Annotated in this window: 15 protein-coding genes; 10 read left to right on the forward strand and 5 right to left on the reverse strand. The window is 73.8% G+C overall.

What is annotated here, in order from left to right; all coding sequences use genetic code 11:
• Genes ACZ3J7_RS33960 through hutI form a run of 3 tightly spaced genes read left to right on the forward strand, consistent with a single transcriptional unit; the run spans nucleotide 1 to nucleotide 3,739 of the window.
• Entirely contained in the window at nucleotides 1-1,188 is a 1,188-nt protein-coding gene (locus ACZ3J7_RS33960) for an allantoate amidohydrolase (protein ID WP_465627257.1), read from the forward strand.
• Complete coding sequence (locus tag ACZ3J7_RS33965) at nucleotides 1,173-2,525, forward strand: formimidoylglutamate deiminase (protein WP_465627240.1); 1,353 nt, start codon at nucleotides 1,173-1,175, stop codon at nucleotides 2,523-2,525. Before ACZ3J7_RS33960 ends, ACZ3J7_RS33965 begins: the two co-directional genes overlap by 16 nt.
• Nucleotides 2,526-2,572: 47 nt before the next feature.
• On the forward strand, nucleotides 2,573-3,739 hold the full coding sequence (gene hutI / locus ACZ3J7_RS33970) for an imidazolonepropionase (RefSeq protein WP_465627241.1): 1,167 nt from the start codon (nucleotides 2,573-2,575) through the stop codon (nucleotides 3,737-3,739).
• Here the strand turns inward: hutI and ACZ3J7_RS33975 are convergent.
• On the reverse strand, nucleotides 3,736-5,244 hold the full coding sequence (locus tag ACZ3J7_RS33975; protein ID WP_465627242.1) for a peptide MFS transporter: 1,509 nt from the start codon (nucleotides 5,242-5,244) through the stop codon (nucleotides 3,736-3,738). The genes hutI and ACZ3J7_RS33975 overlap by 4 nt on opposite strands.
• Nucleotides 5,245-5,560: 316 nt before the next feature.
• Between ACZ3J7_RS33975 and ACZ3J7_RS33980 the strand changes: the two genes are divergently transcribed.
• Both ACZ3J7_RS33980 and ACZ3J7_RS33985 read left to right on the forward strand, forming a co-directional pair.
• Complete coding sequence (locus tag ACZ3J7_RS33980) at nucleotides 5,561-6,235, forward strand: response regulator transcription factor (RefSeq protein ID WP_014136090.1); 675 nt, start codon at nucleotides 5,561-5,563, stop codon at nucleotides 6,233-6,235.
• Between the two features lie 46 nt (nucleotides 6,236-6,281).
• Complete coding sequence (locus ACZ3J7_RS33985) at nucleotides 6,282-7,532, forward strand: ATP-binding protein (RefSeq protein ID WP_465627243.1); 1,251 nt, start codon at nucleotides 6,282-6,284, stop codon at nucleotides 7,530-7,532.
• 27 nt (nucleotides 7,533-7,559) lie between these two features.
• Here the strand turns inward: ACZ3J7_RS33985 and ACZ3J7_RS33990 are convergent, their stop codons facing one another.
• Nucleotides 7,560-8,135, reverse strand: a complete 576-nt coding sequence (locus tag ACZ3J7_RS33990) for a GtrA family protein (RefSeq protein ID WP_465627244.1) — start codon at nucleotides 8,133-8,135, stop codon at nucleotides 7,560-7,562.
• Between the two features lie 171 nt (nucleotides 8,136-8,306).
• Between ACZ3J7_RS33990 and ACZ3J7_RS33995 the strand changes: the two genes are divergently transcribed.
• Nucleotides 8,307-9,464 carry a 5-(carboxyamino)imidazole ribonucleotide synthase gene (locus tag ACZ3J7_RS33995; protein WP_465627245.1) on the forward strand — a complete coding sequence of 386 codons (1,158 nt, stop codon included), beginning with the start codon at nucleotides 8,307-8,309 and terminating at the stop codon, nucleotides 9,462-9,464.
• On the opposite strand, the gene ACZ3J7_RS34000 is transcribed toward ACZ3J7_RS33995, so the two are convergent.
• Nucleotides 9,454-10,701 carry an RNA-guided endonuclease InsQ/TnpB family protein gene (locus ACZ3J7_RS34000; RefSeq protein ID WP_465627246.1) on the reverse strand — a complete coding sequence of 416 codons (1,248 nt, stop codon included), beginning with the start codon at nucleotides 10,699-10,701 and terminating at the stop codon, nucleotides 9,454-9,456. The two genes, ACZ3J7_RS33995 and ACZ3J7_RS34000, sit on opposite strands and share 11 nt — an antisense overlap.
• 129 nt (nucleotides 10,702-10,830) lie before the next feature.
• On the opposite strand from ACZ3J7_RS34000, the gene purE reads away from it, so the two are divergent.
• The 3 genes from purE to ACZ3J7_RS34015 are packed head-to-tail and all read left to right on the forward strand — an operon-like array spanning nucleotide 10,831 to nucleotide 13,457.
• Nucleotides 10,831-11,367, forward strand: a complete 537-nt coding sequence (purE, locus tag ACZ3J7_RS34005; RefSeq protein ID WP_465627247.1) for a 5-(carboxyamino)imidazole ribonucleotide mutase — start codon at nucleotides 10,831-10,833, stop codon at nucleotides 11,365-11,367.
• Between the two features lie 12 nt (nucleotides 11,368-11,379).
• Entirely contained in the window at nucleotides 11,380-12,573 is a 1,194-nt protein-coding gene (locus ACZ3J7_RS34010) for a dipeptidase (protein ID WP_465627248.1), read from the forward strand.
• Nucleotides 12,574-12,611: 38 nt separating this feature from the next.
• Nucleotides 12,612-13,457: a MerR family transcriptional regulator gene (locus ACZ3J7_RS34015; RefSeq protein ID WP_465627249.1), complete on the forward strand. Its 846-nt coding sequence runs from the start codon at nucleotides 12,612-12,614 to the stop codon at nucleotides 13,455-13,457.
• A gap of 4 nt (nucleotides 13,458-13,461) precedes the next feature.
• On the opposite strand, the gene ACZ3J7_RS34020 is transcribed toward ACZ3J7_RS34015, so the two are convergent.
• Both ACZ3J7_RS34020 and ACZ3J7_RS34025 read right to left on the reverse strand, forming a co-directional pair.
• Entirely contained in the window at nucleotides 13,462-13,869 is a 408-nt protein-coding gene (locus ACZ3J7_RS34020; RefSeq protein WP_465627250.1) for a CoA-binding protein, read from the reverse strand.
• A gap of 37 nt (nucleotides 13,870-13,906) precedes the next feature.
• Nucleotides 13,907-15,250, reverse strand: a complete 1,344-nt coding sequence (locus ACZ3J7_RS34025; protein WP_465627251.1) for a UDP-glucose dehydrogenase family protein — start codon at nucleotides 15,248-15,250, stop codon at nucleotides 13,907-13,909.
• A 141-nt stretch (nucleotides 15,251-15,391) separates the two neighbouring features.
• On the opposite strand from ACZ3J7_RS34025, the gene ACZ3J7_RS34030 reads away from it, so the two are divergent.
• The gene (locus ACZ3J7_RS34030) at nucleotides 15,392-16,555 is read left to right on the forward strand and encodes an LCP family protein (RefSeq protein ID WP_465627252.1); all 1,164 of its coding nucleotides are present in this window, start codon (nucleotides 15,392-15,394) and stop codon (nucleotides 16,553-16,555) included.
• The last annotated feature ends 215 nt before the right edge of the window (nucleotides 16,556-16,770 follow it).

Consider the following 16,770-nt stretch of genomic DNA (forward strand, 5'->3'; position numbering starts at 1 on the left):
ATGTGGGCGGAGCTGCTCCCGGTGGGCCGCTCCGCCGCCACCGGCGGCTACCGGCGGCACGCCTGGAACTCCGCCGACGCCGAGTGCCGGGCCTGGTTCGCCGAGCAGGCCCGGGCCCGCGGCCTGGCCTACGAGACCGACCGCAACGGCAACCAGTGGGCCTGGCACGGCGACCCGGCCGCCGGGAACGCCGTCGTCACCGGCTCGCACCTGGACTCCGTCCCGGACGGCGGCGCCTACGACGGCCCGCTCGGGGTGATCTCCTCCTTCGCCGCGTACGACGAACTCCGGTCGCGCGGCGCCGAGTTCGGCCGGCCGCTGGCGATCGTCAACTTCGGCGACGAGGAGGGCGCCCGGTTCGGCGTCGCCTGCGTGGGCAGCCGGCTGGCCACCGGCGTGCTCGACCGGGAGGCCGCGTACGCGCTGCGCGACGCCGACGGCGTCCGGCTGCCCGACGCGATGGAGCGGGCCGGGCACGACCCGGCGCTGATCGGCGCCGACCCCGAACTGCTGGGCCGCATCGGCGCGTTCGTCGAACTCCACGTCGAGCAGGGCCGCTCCCTCGCCGAGGGGCAGCCGGTCGGGGTGGCCAGCGCGATCTGGCCGCACGGCCGCTGGCGGTTCGACTTCCACGGCGAGGCCAACCACGCCGGCACCACCCCGCTGGCCGACCGCCGCGACCCGATGCTGACCTACGCCACCACCGTCCTCGCCGCCCGCAAGAAGGCCCGGCTGGCCGGGGCGCTGGCCACCTTCGGCAAGGTCGCCGTCGAGCCCAACGGCACCAACGCGATCGCCTCGCTGGTCCGCGGCTGGCTGGACTCCCGCGCCCCCGACGAGGAGACCCTGGAGCAGGTCGTCGAGGCGATCGGGCGGGCCGCCGCCGAACGCGCCGCACGCGACGGCGTCCGGGTCGAACTCACCCGCGAGTCCCACACCCCCGTGGTCGACTTCGACGGCCCGCTGCGCGACCGCCTCGCCGACCGCCTGAACGCCCCCGTGCTGCCCACCGGCGCCGGACACGACGCCGGGATCCTGGCCGCCGCCGTCCCGACCGCCATGCTGTTCGTGCGCAACCCCACGGGCGTCTCGCACTCCCCGGCCGAACACGCCGAACGCGCCGACTGCCACGCCGGCGTCACCGCCCTGGCCGACGTACTGGAGGACCTCGCATGCCAGCCCGCGTGACGTACTGGGCCGAACACGCCTGGCTGCCCGGACCGGACGGCCCCGCCGTGCGCCCCGGGGTGCTGATCGAGGTCGGGCCGGACGGCCGGATCGCCGGCGTGCGGCCCGACAGCGGGCCCTGCCCGGCGGGAGCCGTCCGGCTGGCCGGGCTGGCGCTGCCCGGCCGGGCCAACGCGCACTCGCACGCCTTCCACCGGGCGCTGCGCGCCACCGTCCAGGTCGGCTCCGGCACGTTCTGGACCTGGCGCGACACCATGTACCGGTTCGCCGCCGCGCTCGACCCCGACCGCTACCTGGCGCTCGCCACCGCCGCGTACGCCGAGATGGCGCTGGCCGGGATCACCGCGGTCGGCGAGTTCCACTACCTGCACCACGCGCCCGGCGGCGTCCGCTACGCCGACCCGAACGCGATGGGCGCGGCGCTGATCGAGGCCGCCGCCCGGGCCGGCATCCGGATCACCCTGCTCGACACCTGCTACCTGTCGTCCGGCTTCGGCGCCGCGCCCGACGGGACCCAACTGCGGTTCTCCGACGGCGACGCGGACGCCTGGGCCGAGCGCGCCGCCGCCCTCGCCCCCGCCGGGCACGCCCGGATCGGCGCCGCCGTGCACAGCGTCCGGGCCGTCCCCGCCGACCAGTTGGGCACCGTCGCGCAGTGGGCCGCGACCCGCGGCGCCCCGCTGCACGTGCACCTCTCCGAGCAGACCGCCGAGAACGACGCCTGCCGCGCCGCGCACGGCGTCACCCCGACCCGGCTGCTCGCCGACCACGGCGTGCTCGGCCCGCGCACCTCCGCCGTGCACGCCACCCACCTCACCGACGAGGACGTCCGGCTGCTCGGCGGCTCCGGCACGACCGTCTGCATGTGCCCCACCACCGAACGCGACCTCGCCGACGGCATCGGCCCGGCCCGGCGGCTCGCCGACGCGGGCTGCCCGATCAGCCTCGGCTCCGACAGCCACGCCGTCGTCGACCCGTTCGAGGAGGCCCGCGCGCTGGAGCTCGACGAACGCCTGCGCACCCGCACCCGCGGCCACTGGACCGCGAACGCCCTGCTGACGGCGGGCGGCGCCGACGGCCACGCCTCGCTCGGCTGGCCCGAGGCCGGACGCCTGGAGCCGGGCGCGCTCGCCGACTTCTGCGTCCTCGCCCTCGACACCGTCCGCACCGCCGGGGCCACCCCCGACCTCGGCGCGGAGACCGCGGTCTTCGCGGCCGGCGCCGCCGACGTCCGCCACCTGGTGGTCGGCGGCCGGCACGTGGTCGAGGACGGCGCGCACCGGCTCGTCCCGGAGCCCGGCCGGGCCCTCGCCGAGGCCATCGGCGCCCTGCGCTGACCCGCGCCCCGCCAGACCGACCGACCCCGCCAAGGACACGGACCCCCATGAGCCTGCTGATCAGCAACATCGGTTCCCTCGTCACCAACGACCCCGCCCTCGGCGCCGGCCCGCTCGGGCTGCTCGCCGACGCCGCCGTGGTGGTGGACGGCGTCACCGTCGCCTGGGTGGGCCCGGCCGCGGCCGCGCCCGCCGCCGACGAGGCGGTGGACGCGGCCGGGCGGGCCCTGCTGCCCGGGTTCGTGGACAGCCACTCCCACCTGGTGTTCGCGGGCGACCGGACCGCCGAGTTCAACGCCCGGATGTCCGGCCGGGCGTACGGCGCGGGCGGCATCCGCACCACCGTCGCCGCCACCCGGGCCGCCTCCGACGCCGAGCTCAACGCCAACCTGACCCGCTACCTGGCGGAGATGCTGCGCCAGGGCACCACCACCGTCGAGGTGAAGTCCGGCTACGGGCTGAGCACCGAGGACGAGGCCCGCTCGCTGCGGATCGCGGCCGGCCACACCGAGGAGACCACCTACCTGGGCGCGCACGTGGTCGCCCCCGAGTACGCCGACGACCCGGCCGGGTACGTCGACCTGGTCACCGGCGAGATGCTGGCGGCCTGCGCCCCGTACGCCCGCTGGGTCGACGTGTTCTGCGAGCGCGGCGCGTTCGACGGCGACCAGGCCCGGGCGGTGCTCACCGCCGGCGCCGCGCGCGGCCTGCTGCCCCGGGTGCACGCCAACCAGCTCGGCCACGGCCCGGGCGTGCGGCTCGCCGTGGAGCTGGGCGCCGCCTCCGCCGACCACTGCACCCACCTGACCGACGCCGACGTCGCCGCCCTGGCCGGGAGCGACACCGTCGCCACGCTGCTCCCGGGCGCCGAGTTCTCCACCCGGGCGCCCTACCCGGACGCCCGCCGACTGCTCGACGCGGGCGCGCGGGTCGCGCTCTCCACCGACTGCAACCCGGGCTCCAGCTTCACCAGCTCGATGCCGTTCTGCCTGGCCGTCGCCGTCCGCGAGATGGGCATGACCCCGGACGAGGCGGTGCACGCCGCCACCGCGGGCGGCGCGCTCGCGCTGCGCCGCACCGACGTCGGCCGGATCGCCCCCGGCGCCCGGGCGGACCTCCAGCTGCTGGACGCGCCCTCGCACGTCCACCTGGCGTACCGCCCGGGCGTCCCGCTGACCGCCGCCGTCTGGCAGGGGGGCCTGCGGAAGGTCTAGCGGACGTCGCCCATCAGCGCCCCGATCCGGCCGCGGGCGGCGAACAGCCCGGCGCCGGCCGCGACCGCCAGCAGGCCCTGGACGGCGAAGTACCAGGTCGAGCCGACCACGCCGTCGCCCAGCAGCAGCTGGGCCAGCGCGGCCACGCAGTCGCCCGCCGTGACGGCGAGGAACCAGACGCCCATCATCTGGCTGGCGTACTTGGCGGGCGCCAGCTTGGTGGTGACGGACAGGCCGACGGGGGAGAGGGCCAGTTCGCCGGTGGTCTGGATCAGGTAGACCACCGCCAGCCAGAGCGGGGTGACCCGGACCCCGCCGGAGGCGGCGGCCATGGCCAGCATCATCACCAGGAAGGACGCGCCGATCATCAGCAGGCCGAAGGCGAACTTCGCGGTGGTGGAGGGGTTGCGGCCGCGCCGGGCGGCCGCGTTCCACAGCCAGGCGAAGACCGGGGCCAGCGCCATGATGTAGAGCGGGTTGAGCGACTGGAACCAGCTGGACGGGAAGGAGAAGCCGAACAGGCTCCCGGCGGTGTTCCGCTCGGCGAACACGCTCAGGGTGGAACCGGACTGGTCGTAGATCATCCAGAACACCGCGGCGGCCGCGAAGAACCACAGGTAGCCGCCCATCCGGGAGCGCTCCTCGCCGGTCAGGTCGCGGTCGCGGCGGATCCGGGCGAAGACCAGCGCGGGCACCGCGAGGCCGGCCAGCGACAGCGGCCAGATCGCCCAGGAGACGGTGAAGTGCCCCGTCCCGGCGACCGCGCCGTAGAACACCGCCGCCGCGGCCAGCCAGAGCCCGGCCTTGCGCAGCACCGTCCGGCGCTCGTCCCGGCCGAGCGGCGCGGAGACCAGGTCCGAGCGGGCGCTGAGGTGGCGGGAGCCCAGCAGGTACTGGACCAGGCCCAGCGCCATGCCGATGCCGGCCAGCGCGAAGCCCAGGTGCCAGTTCACCTGCTGGCCGACGGTGCCGATCACCAGCGGCGCGAGGAAGGCGCCGAGGTTGATGCCCATGTAGAAGACGGTGAAGCCGCCGTCCCGGCGCGGGTCGTCGGGCCCGTCGTAGAGGTGGCCGACCATGGTGGAGATGTTGGCCTTGAGCAGGCCCGAGCCGACCGCGATGAACGCCAGGCCGACGAAGAAGGACGCGGCGGCGGGCACCGCCAGCAGGAAGTGGCCGACCATCACGACCAGGCCGCCGAGGGCGACGGTGCGCCGGGCGCCCAGCACCCGGTCGGCGATCCAGCCGCCGGGCAGCGCGAGCAGGTAGACCATCGCGTTGTAGACGGAGTACACGGCGGTGGCGGTGGCCACCTGCATGCCGAGGCCGCCCTCGGCCGCCTTGGCGGACATGTAGACCACCAGCAGCGCGCGCATGCCGTAGAAGCTGAAGCGCTCCCAGGTCTCGGTCATGAAGAGGGTGGCCAGGCCGCGGGGGTGGCCGAGGAAGGTCCGCTCCGGGGTGGGGGAGGGCCGGACCCCGGACTCCAAGTGGGTCGAAGCCATGCTGATTCCTTGCCTGTCTTCTCGGGTTCCCCACCACCCTAAGTCGCGAGTTCGGTCGACTGCGGAGAGTGAATGGTATGCGGAAGGTAAAGCATGTGCGCTGTGCACTATGCACTTCGATGGCAGATCGGAAAGATTGCCTGTGAAGAGAAGGGTAGTGCGTAGAATGTCCGTGAAAGCGCAGTTGTTTCCGCAGGGGGCCCGGAACCGCTGATGATCACGGGCTGTGACAGTGTTCACACCGGCCCGCCCGGCCGTCCGGAGACTGCCCGGGACCCCCTGATCGGCGGCCCGCGCGCGGTCTACCATCGCCCCTATGACCTGTGTGCTGCTGGCCGAGGACGACCCGGCAATCTCCGAACCGCTGGCCCGCGCCCTGCGCCGCGAAGGCTACGAGGTGCTCGTCCGCGAGGACGGACCGGCCGCCCTGGGCGCCGGCCTCAGCGAGGACGTCGACCTGATCGTGCTCGACCTCGGTCTCCCCGAGATGGACGGCCTGGAGGTCTGCCGCCGACTGCGCGCCGACGGCAAGAGCTTCCCCGTCCTGGTGCTCACCGCCCGCGCCGACGAGGTGGACACCGTGGTCGGCCTGGACGCCGGCGCCGACGACTACGTCACCAAGCCGTTCCGGCTGGCCGAACTGCTCGCCCGGGTCCGGGCCCTGCTCCGGCGCGGCAACGTCGACCAGCTCACCACCGGCGCGCACGGCGTGAAGATCGACATCGAGTCGCACCGCGCCTGGCTCGGCGAGGAGGAACTCACTCTCTCCGCCAAGGAGTTCGAGCTGCTGCGGGTCCTGGTCCGGGACGCCGGACGGGTCGTCACCCGCGAGGAGATCATGCGCCAGGTCTGGGACACCACCTGGTGGACCTCCACCAAGACCCTGGACATGCACATCTCCTGGCTGCGCAAGAAGCTCGGCGACGACGCCGCCAACCCGCGCTACATCGCCACCGTGCGCGGCGTCGGCTTCCGCTTCGAGAAGAACTGACCGCGGCGGCGCTCGCGAACCGCACCGAACCGGAGGACCGCCCGGCGTGAAGCGCAGGATGATCAACTCACTGCTGGGCGTCGTCCTGGTGGTGGTCGCGGTGTTCTGCGTGCCGCTGGCCCTGATCGAGAAGCAGTCGATCGTCAACGCGGCCAACGACCGGGTCGACGCGGTGGCGGTCCGGGTGCTCGGCCTGGTCGAGAGCCGGCTCGCCGCGGGGGAGCCGGTCAGCGGCGAGAAGTTCGCCGCCGTCGTCACCGGCGACGACTACTACGTCACCGTGGACATCCCCGGCCAGCCGCAGATCGCCCTCGGCCGCCCCGTCCAGGGCGAGGCGCTGAGCGCCACCGAGACCGGCGCCAGCGGCGAGACCGTCACCGCCGAGCAGTCCCGCGCCGCGCTCGACCGCGAGATCGGCAACATGCTGCTGCTGCTCGGCGTGGTCGCGCTGCTCGCCGTCCAGGCCGCCGTGGCGCTCGCCGTCTGGCAGGCCAAGCGCCTGGCCCGGCCGCTCACCGACCTCGCCGAGACCGCCGAACGCCTCGGCTCCGGCGACCCCCGGCCGCAGGGCCGCCGCTACGGCGTGCCCGAACTCGACCGGATCGCCGAGGTGCTGGACACCAGCGCCGAACGGATCGCCCGGATGCTCACCGCCGAGCGCCGGCTCGCCGCCGACGCCTCGCACCAGCTGCGCACCCCGCTCACCGCGCTCTCCATGCGACTGGAGGAGATCACCGCGCTCGCCGAGGACCCCCGCACCGTCCGCGAGGAGGCCACCATCGGCCTCCAGCAGGTCGAACGGCTCACCGACGTGGTGCAGCGGCTGCTCACCAACCAGCGCGACCCGAGCAGCCCCACCGCGGTCGCCTTCGGGCTCGACGAGGTGGTCAAGCAGCAACTGGAGGAGTGGGGCCCCACCCTGCGCGACGGCGGACGGCGACTGCTGGTCGAGGGCCTGCGCGGCGCCCGGGTGGTCGGCACCCCGGGCACGGTCTCCCAGGTGCTCGCCACGCTGATCGAGAACTCGCTGATGCACGGCGCCGGCACCATCACCCTGCGGGTGCGCCGCTCCGGCAGCTCGGTGGTCGCCGAGGTCCAGGACGAGGGCCCGGGCGTCCCGCGGGAACTCGGCAACCGGGTCTTCGAACGGGCCGTCAGCGGCCGCAACTCCACCGGCATCGGACTGGCGGTCGCCCGCGACCTCGCCGAAGCCGACGGCGGCCGCCTCGAACTGCTGTCGCTGCGGCCGCCGGTGTTCGCGCTGTTCCTCGCCCGCGCGGGCGACCGGGAGGACTGAACCCTCCGGGGCCCCGGGGCCCGGGGTTCAGTTCGCCAGGGTGGGGCTCGGCTCGGCGGCCAGCAGCAGCTCGGCCTGCTGCACCACCTCGGCCTGCCGCACCGCCTCGGCCTCCTGCGCCAGTTCGGCCCGCTGCGCCGTCCCGGGGTCCTCCAGCTCCGGCATCGCCTTGAACACCCAGGTGCGGTACGAGACGAACCGGAACACGGTGGCGATCACCAGGCCGAGGAACTTGCCGCCCAGGCGCTCGAAGGAGCTGTCCAGGCCCAGCACGTACTGGGTGAAGCCCAGGGTGCCGGTCTCGATCGCCATGCCGATGCCGCTGAACACCAGGAACAGCGTGATCTCCCGCCTGCGCGAGGCGGCGTCGCGGTCCCGGTAGAGCCAGTAGCGGTAACCGAGGTAGTTGGTGGTGATCGCCACCGCGGTCGCCGCGATGTTGGAGCGCAGCGAGGCCAGGCCGAAGCCGTTGTTCAGGATCCAGAACAGCCCGAAGTTGACCACCACGCCGGAGGCGCCGATCAGGGCGAAGCCGAAGGCCTCCATGCGCAGGCCGCGGATCCGCTGGACCAGGGAGGGGCGCGTCTCGATGGTGCTCGTCATCCGGGCTGTCTCCGTCTGCGTCTTACATCACATGGTCGGACAAGTGGGTGTCGTGCGATCCGGCCCACCAGGCTACCCGCCCCGCACAAGTGCTCCACCCCGCTCCGGAGCGCGCGACCGCCGCGCACGCCGGTGCAATGGCACCTGACCGGCCCGGATATCCTGGAGCGCGTGACTGTAGCGGGCAATGCCAACTTTCCAGTGGTCGGAGTCGTCGGCGGCGGGCAGCTCGCCCGCATGATGCACCAGGCGGGCATCCCGCTGGGCATCCGCTTCAAACTCCTCGCCGACACCCCCCAGGAGTCGGCCGCGCAGGTGGTCGGCACCACCGTGCTCGGCGACTACCGCGACCTCGACACGCTGCGGGCCTTCGCCGCCGACTGCGACGTGATCACCTTCGACCACGAGCACGTCCCCACCGAGCACCTGCGCACCCTGCAGGCCGAGGGCGTCGCCGTCCGCCCCGGACCGGACGCGCTGGTCAACGCCCAGGACAAGGGCGTCATGCGGGCCAGGCTCGACTCCATCGGCGTCCCCTGCCCCCGGCACCGCCTGGTCGCCGACCCGGCCGACGTCACCGCCTTCGCCGCCGAGGGCGAGGGCTACCCCGTCGTCCTGAAGACCGTCCGCGGCGGCTACGACGGCAAGGGCGTCTGGGTCGTGAAGGACGAGTCCGAGGCCGCCGCCCCCTTCCTCGCGGGCGTCCCCGTCCTCGCCGAGGAGAAGGTCGACTTCCTGCGCGAGCTGGCCGCCAACGTGGTCCGCTCGCCCAGCGGCCAGGCCGTGGCCTACCCGGTCGTCGAGTCCGTCCAGGAGAACGGCGTCTGCGCCGAGGTCACCGCCCCCGCGCCCGACCTCGACCCCGCCCTCTCCGACGAGGCCCAGCAGCTCGCCCTGCGCATCGCCGGCGAACTCGACATCACCGGCCATCTCGCCGTCGAGCTCTTCCAGACCCGCGACGGCCGCATCCTGGTCAACGAGCTCGCCATGCGCCCGCACAACTCCGGCCACTGGTCCCAGGACGGCGCCGTCACCTCCCAGTTCGAGAACCACCTGCGCGCCGTCCTCGACCTCCCGCTCGGCGACCCCCGCCCGCGCGCCAAGTGGACCGTCATGGTCAACGTCCTCGGCGGCGACTACCCCGACATGTACCGCGCCTTCCTGCACTGCATGGCCCGCGACCCCGGCCTCAAGATCCACATGTACGGAAAGGACGTGAAGCCCGGCCGCAAGGTCGGCCACGTCAACGTCTTCGGGGACGACCTCGAAGACGTCCGCGAGCGCGCCCGCCACGCGGCCGCCTACCTGCGAGGAACGATCACCGATTGACCTGGAAGTCCCTCGGCCCGGAGGCCGGGCCGCCGCGCGCGAGCGCGGCGGCCGGGACGTCTTCCTGCTTCACCGACGACTGCCCGCCCGGAGTGCTCCGTTGAGGTCCTACGCCGTCTCCACAGGCCGTGACCGCCAGCCCGGCGGCCAGGATGTTGCGCGCCGCGTTGACGTCCCGGTCGTGGACGGCGCCGCAGGCGCACTCCCATCCGCGGACGTCCAGCGGCAGGGCGGCGCGGACGGTTCCGCAGGCGCCGCACAGTCTGGAGCTGGGGAACCACCGGCCGACGACGACCAGCTCGCGCCCGTACCAGGCGCACTTGTACGCCAGCATGGCCCGCAGTTCGGCCCAGCCCGCGTCCGCCACCGCCCGGGACAGCCTCCGGTTCCTGAGCACGCCGCCCACCGGCAGGTCCTCGATCACGACCGCTTGGTTCTCGCGGACGAGTCGGGTGCTCAGCTTGTGCAGGAAGTCCCGGCGCCGGTCGGCGATCCGGGCGTGGACGCGGGCCACCTTGCGACGGGCCTTCTCCCGGTTGTTGCCGCCCGGAGCCTTGCGGGCCAGTTCGCGCTGCGCCCGGGCCAGGCGCTCGCGGTCGCGGCGCTCGTGCCGGGGGTTGGGGACCTTCTCGCCGGTGGAGAGCACCGCCAGATCGGTGAGGCCCAGGTCGACGCCCACGGCGGCCTCCAGCGCGGGCAAGGGGCGGACGGCCGGGTCCTCGCACAGCAGCGACACGAACCAGCGCCCCGCCGAATCGCGGCTGACGGTCACCGTGGACGGGACCGCGCCCGCGGGCAGCGGCCGCGACCAGCGGATGTCCAGCGGCTCGGCCGTCTTCGCCAGCGTCAACTGTCCGTCCCGGTAGCGGAACGCCGATCGCGTGTACTCGGCAGCGGCCCGCGAGCGCTTCTTCGACTTGAACCGGGGATGCCCCGACCGTCCGGCGAAGAAGCCGGTGAACGCCGTCTGCAGGTGCCGCAACGCCTGCTGCAGCGGCACGCACGACACCTCGGACAGGAACGCCAGCTCCGCCGTCCGCTTCCACTCCGTCAGCATCGCCGACGACGCCCCGTACCCGATCCGCTCCCCACGCTCCGTCCACGCCTCCGCGCGAGCGGCCAGCGCCAGGTTGTAGACCAGCCGCACGCACCCGAACGTGCGCGACAGTTCGGCCGCCTGCACGTCCGTCGGGTAGCAGCGGTACTTGAACGCCCGCTTCACGTGAGTGGTCGCCACGACGCACACGCTAGAACCCGTCACTGACAGTACGTCGAGTGGTCACCCACTGTGACGGCGGATCGTCCGATGACGGTCCGGCCCACCCCCCCGGTCCAAGCCCCGGGGTACCTATGAGAGGACTCCCCCATGACCCGGTCCCCCCAGTCCCCCCTTGTCGGCATCGTGATGGGCTCCGACTCCGACTGGCCCGTGATGGAGGCCGCCGCGCAGGCGCTCGACGAGTTCGAGATCCCGTACGAGGTCGATGTGGTCTCCGCGCACCGGATGCCGCGCGAGATGGTGGCGTACGGCGAGCAGGCGCACGGGCGCGGGCTGAAGGCGGTCATCGCCGGGGCCGGCGGGGCGGCCCACCTGCCGGGGATGCTGGCGTCGGTGACGCCGCTGCCGGTGATCGGGGTGCCGGTGCCGCTGCGCTACCTGGACGGGATGGACAGCCTGATGTCGATCGTCCAGATGCCCGCCGGGGTGCCGGTGGCCACGGTGTCGATCGCCGGGGCGCGCAACGCCGGACTGCTCGCGGTCCGGATGCTGGCCGCGTTCGACGCCGAACTCGCCGAGCGGATGGTCGAGTTCCAGGCCGAGCTGAACAACCAGGCCACCGACAAGGGGCGCAAGCTGCGCACCAAGGTGGCCGGGAACGAGTCCTTCGGGTTCGGCAAGTAGTAGAACGGGGGGATGACCCCCGAACTGCTCGACCGCGCCCGGGCCGTCCTGCGCGCCACCCCGGTGGTGGACGGCCACAACGACCTGCCCTGGGCGATGCGCGCCCAGGCCGGGTACGACCTCGACGCCGTGGACCTGACGGCGGACCAGAGCCACCGGCTGCACACCGACTTCGACCGCCTGCGGGCGGGCGGGGTCGGTGCGCAGTTCTGGTCGGTGTACGTGCCGGCCGAGCTGGCGGGCGACGACGCGGTCAGCGCCACCCTCGAACAGGTCGACTTCGTCCGGGAGATGACCGCCCGGTACCCCGGGCGGCTGCGGCTCGCGCTGACCGCCGACGACCTGGAGGCGGCCCGCGCCGAGGGCCGGATCGCCTCGCTGATGGGCGCCGAGGGCGGCCACTCCATCAACTCCTCGCTGGCCACCCTGCGCGCGCTGTACGAACTGGGCGTGCGCTACCTGACGCTCACCCACAACTCCAACGTGCCGTGGGCCGACTCCGCCACCGACGAGCCCGTCCACGGCGGGCTGACCGCGTTCGGCGCGGAGGTGGTCCGGGAGATGAACCGGCTCGGCATGCTGGTCGACCTCTCGCACGTCTCCGCCGACACCATGCGCGACGCGCTGCGGGTCTCCGAGGCGCCGGTGGTCTTCTCGCACTCCTCCGCCCGCGCCGTCTGCGACCACCCGCGCAACGTCCCGGACGACGTGCTGGCCGCGCTGGCGGCCAACGGCGGCGTCGCGATGGCCACCTTCGTGCCCAAGTTCGTGCTGCCCGCCGCCATCGAGTGGACGCTCGCCGCCGACGCCAACATGCGCGCCAAGGGCCTGCACCCGCTGGAGACGACGCCCGAGGCGATGGCCGTGCAGCGCGCCCACGAGGCCGAGCACCCCCGCCCGGTCGCCACCGCCGCCACCGTCGCCGACCACCTCGACCACATGCGGGAGGTCGCCGGCATCGACCACGTCGGCATCGGCGGCGACTACGACGGCACCGCGTTCACCCCGGCCGGCCTGGAGGACGTCTCCGGCTACCCGGTGCTGGTCGCCGAACTGCTGCGCCGGGGCTGGTCCGAGGCCGACCTGTCCAAGCTGACCTGGCACAACGCCGTCCGGGTGCTGCGCGGGGCCGAGACGGTCGCCCGCCGGCTGCGGGCCGAGCGCCGCCCCTCGATCGCCACCCGCCAGCAGCTGGACGGCGCGTGAGGCACGGTCTTGACCCTGCCCCTGGGGCAGGCCGCAACGTGGCCGGTGCGGAGGGGGAACGGCTGCTCACCACCGGTGAGTTCGCCCGTCGGGGCCTGCTGTCGCCGAAGGCGCTGCGGCTGTACGACCGGCAGGGACTGCTGCCGCCGGACCGGGTCGACCCGGACAGCGGCTACCGGTACTACCGGCCGGAGCGGCTGGCCACCGCGCGGCTGATCGTCCGGCTGCGCGGCCTGGACATGCCGCTGGCCACGGTCGCCGAGGTGCTCGCCCTGCCGGGCCCCGCGGCGGCCGAGCGGATCGCCGCGTACTGGGCCGCCGTCGAACGGCGGACCGCCTCGCAGCGGACGCTGGCCGACCACCTCCGCGTCCAACTCAGCGGACTCGAAGGGATCGACGAGATGTACCGGATCGAACAGCGCGACGTGCCCGAGCAGTTGGTGCTCACCGAGCTGCGCCGCGCCAGGCCGGACGAACTGGACCGCTTCATCCCGGAGGCGACCGACCGCCTGGTCGCGGTCGCCGAGGCGCACGGCGGTGTCGCCGCCGCGCCGTTCGTCGTCTACCACGGCCAGGTCGACGAGGACAACGACGGCCCGGTGGAGGTCTGCGTCCCGGTCGACCCGGCCCGGGCCGGGGGGCTGACCGCCGCGCACCGCACCGAGCCCGCGCACCGGGAGGCGTACACCACGATCACCAAGGCGCAGGTGGAGTACCCGCAGATCCTGAGCGCCTACGACGCGGTCTGCGCCTGGATGGAGCGGGCCGGCACGCCGCGCACCGGGCCCGGCCGGGAGGTGTACTTCGCCGACTGGGCGGGCGCCGACCCGGCCGACCCGGTCTGCGACATCGCCTTCCCGATCGGCGCACCGGCCGGCGGCTGAGGGCTCACAGCCTCGGCAGCTCGATCGCCGGGCAGCGGTCCATCACCATGTCGAGGCCGGCCGCCCGGACGCGGTCGGCCGCCGCCTCGTCGACGACCCCGAGCTGGAACCAGACGGCCTTCGCGCCCTTCGCCACCGCCTGGTCGGCGACCGGGCCGGCCAGCGCGGAGTTGACGAACACGTCCACCACGTCGACCGGGAAGGGGATCTCGGCGAGCGAGGCGTAGCCCGGCTCGCCGAGCACCGCCTCGGCCTTCGGGTGCACCGGCACGATCCGCTTGCCCGCCCGCTGCAGCACCCGGGCCACGCCGTACGCGGCCCGCGCGGTGTTGTTCGACAGGCCGACCACGGCCCAGGTGTCGCCGGATTCGGTGAGGACCTTGCGGACGGTGGCGTCGTCTCCGTAGCTCATGCCAGGGGCAACGACGCCGCCGCACCGCTCATTCCGCTCACTCCGCGGACGGCCGGCCCATCGCCCGGTAGGTCCAGCCCGCGGCGCGCCAGGCCTCCCCGTCGAGCACGTTGCGGCCGTCCACCAGGCGCCGCTCGGCGACCACCGCGCCGACCTCGGCCGGGTCCAGCTCGCGGAACTCCTGCCACTCGGTGAGGTGCAGCACCACGTGCGCGCCCTCGGCGGCCTCCAGCGGGGAGGCCGCGTAGGAGAGGCTGGGGAACATCTTGCGGGCGTTGTCCATCGCCTTCGGGTCGTAGACCGTGACCTGGGCGCCCTGCAGCTGGATCTGCCCGGCGACGTTCAGCGCGGGGGAGTCCCGGATGTCGTCCGAGTTCGGCTTGAAGGCCGCGCCCAGCACCGCGACCCGGCGGCCCAGGAAGCCGCCGCCGCACTGCTCGCGGGCCAGCTCCACCATCCGGGAGCGGCGCCGCATGTTGATCGAGTCGACCTCGCGCAGGAAGGTCAGCGCCTGGTCGGCGCCCAGCTCCCCGGCCCGGGCCATGAACGCCCGGATGTCCTTGGGCAGGCAGCCGCCGCCGAAGCCCAGGCCGGCGTTCAGGAACTTCCGGCCGATCCGCTCGTCGTACGACAGCGCCTTGGAGAGCTGCACCACGTCGGCGCCGGCGCTCTCGCAGACCTCGGCCATCGCGTTGATGAAGGAGATCTTGGTGGCGAGGAAGGAGTTCGCGGCGGCCTTCACCAGCTCGGCGGTCGGGAAGTCGGTCACCACGAACGGCACGCCGTCCTCGATCAGGGTCGCGTACACCTCGCGCAGCAGCCGCTCGGCGTTCTCGCTGCGGACGCCGACCACCAGCCGGTCCGGGTGCAGGGTGTCGCCGACCGCGAAGCCCTCGCGCAGGAACTCCGGGTTCCAGGCCAGCTCGGCCCGCTCGCCGACCGGGGCCAGCTCGGCCAGCCGCTCGGCCAGCCGGTTCGCCGAGCCGACCGGCACCGTCGACTTGCCGACCACCAGGGCGGGGCGCTCCAGCAGCGGGGCCAGCGATCCCAGCGCGGAGTCCACGTAGCTCATGTCGGCCGCGAACTCGCCCTTGCGCTGCGGGGTGTTCACGCAGATGAAGTGCACGTCGCCGAAGGCCGCGACCTCCTCCCAGGAGTCGGTGAAGCGCAGCCGCCCGGTCGACCCCTGGTGGCCCGCCACGTGCTTGAGCAGCAGCTCCGACAGGCCCGGCTCGTACATCGGCACCCGGCCGGCGGCCAGCGCGGCCAGCTTGTCCCGGTCGACGTCGAGGCCGAGCACCTCGAACCCGAGCTCCGCCATGCACGCGGCATGCGTCGCGCCCAGGTAGCCAGTGCCGATCACCGTGATGCGGGGAGCCACTCGCGTTCCCTTCGATCCGGGCCGTACCAGGAGGGAGCGACGGCCGCAGCCACCGATGGTAGCCGCCTGCCGTCGCGCCGGGGATGCGCCGATTTCACGGTTTCCGCTCGAAGGCCTGTACGGAAGGTTCACAATGCGCGCATGACTTCCAAGGGACGGGGCGGCGCGCCGGAGGAGGACCCCGGTCCGCTGAGCATCTTCGACCGCGACCCCGGCGGCGACCCCGACGACCACGAGGGCGGCGGGCCGGGCCCGGACGGGCCGGAGCCCCCGCGCCGGCGGCGGCGGGCCCGGCGGCTGCTGCTCTGGACGCTGGCGGTGCTGCTGCTGCTCGGCGGCGGCGCGTTCGGCGCGGTGCTGTGGGTCGCCGACCACTACGCGTCCTCGGTGGAGCGGATCCCGAACGCCTTCCCGACCGTGCCCGCGTCCGAGCAGCCCCCGGCCGTCCCGCACACCGGCCAGACCTTCCTGCTGGTCGGCCTGGACGCGCGCTCCGACCAGCCGACCACCGGCAGGGGCGCCGGGGCCCCGGCCTGGCGGGCGGGCGCCCAGCGCAGCGACACGATGATGCTGATGCACATCTCCGCGGACCGGAAGTCGGTCTCGCTGGTCTCCATCCCGCGCGACACCTGGGTGCCGGTCCCCGGCCACGGCAAGGCGAAGATCAACGCCGCCTACTCCTGGGGCGGTCCGGCGCTGATGGTCCAGACCGTCCAGGACCTCACCAGGATCAAGGTCGACCACGTCGCGGTGATCGACTGGAACGGCTTCCGCGCCCTCACCGACGCGGTCGGCGGCGTCGACATCACCATCCCGCGCACCATCGAGGCCAAGGGCGACGCCCGCGAGTGGCTGGCCGGCACCCACCACATGGACGGCGCCGAGGCGCTGCTCTACGTCCGCGAGCGGCACGGCCTGCCCAACGGCGACCTCGACCGCACCAAGCGGCAGCAGAACTTCCTGCGCGCGCTGATGATCCAGACGATGGGGTCCGGCACCCTCTCCAGCCCGTCCCGGCTCACCGGCCTGCTCGGCACCATCGGCGACGTCGCCAGCGTCGACGACCGCCTCAGCAACTCCGACCTGTACGACCTCGCCTGGAGCCTGCGCGACGTCCGCCCCGACGGCGTGCACTTCATGAACGCCCCGTTCGGCGGCTTCGACACCATCGACGGCCAGGCGGTGGTCCTGATGGACGACGGCGCCGCGGGCGTGCTGTGGAACGCGATGCGCACCGACCGGATGGACGAGTACCTCGCCCAGCACCGCACCAGCACCGACACCCTCGGCCAGGACGTCCGCTGACCCGCGCGCCGTCCCGGTGTTGCTCCGGTCACCTGCCGCCCGCCCGGCCCCGCGCCTAGGATGACCACTACTTAACGGTCATTAACACGAGGCGGGCGACATGGCGGACAACTCCGGGGCGGACTTCGACCTCTACCGGCTGGGTGAGGAGCACGTGATGCTCCGGGAGTCGGTGCGTTCGCTGGCGGAGGCGAAGATCGCCCCGTTCGCGGCGG

The sequence above is a fragment of the Kitasatospora sp. NPDC015121 genome (assembly GCF_055562955.1).

Coding starts and splice junctions, on each gene's coding strand:
- ACZ3J7_RS33965 (WP_465627240.1), top strand. CDS start 1,173: ATGCCAGCCCGCGTGACGTACTGGGCCGAACACGCCTGGCTGCCCGGA.
- ACZ3J7_RS33990 (WP_465627244.1), bottom strand. CDS start 8,135: ATGACGAGCACCATCGAGACGCGCCCCTCCCTGGTCCAGCGGATCCGC.
- hutI (WP_465627241.1), top strand. CDS start 2,573: ATGAGCCTGCTGATCAGCAACATCGGTTCCCTCGTCACCAACGACCCC.
- ACZ3J7_RS34010 (WP_465627248.1), top strand. CDS start 11,380: ATGACCCCCGAACTGCTCGACCGCGCCCGGGCCGTCCTGCGCGCCACC.
- purE (WP_465627247.1), top strand. CDS start 10,831: ATGACCCGGTCCCCCCAGTCCCCCCTTGTCGGCATCGTGATGGGCTCC.
- ACZ3J7_RS34020 (WP_465627250.1), bottom strand. CDS start 13,869: ATGAGCTACGGAGACGACGCCACCGTCCGCAAGGTCCTCACCGAATCC.
- ACZ3J7_RS33960 (WP_465627257.1), top strand. CDS start 1: ATGTGGGCGGAGCTGCTCCCGGTGGGCCGCTCCGCCGCCACCGGCGGC.
- ACZ3J7_RS33980 (WP_014136090.1), top strand. CDS start 5,561: ATGACCTGTGTGCTGCTGGCCGAGGACGACCCGGCAATCTCCGAACCG.
- ACZ3J7_RS34030 (WP_465627252.1), top strand. CDS start 15,392: ATGACTTCCAAGGGACGGGGCGGCGCGCCGGAGGAGGACCCCGGTCCG.
- ACZ3J7_RS33975 (WP_465627242.1), bottom strand. CDS start 5,244: ATGGCTTCGACCCACTTGGAGTCCGGGGTCCGGCCCTCCCCCACCCCG.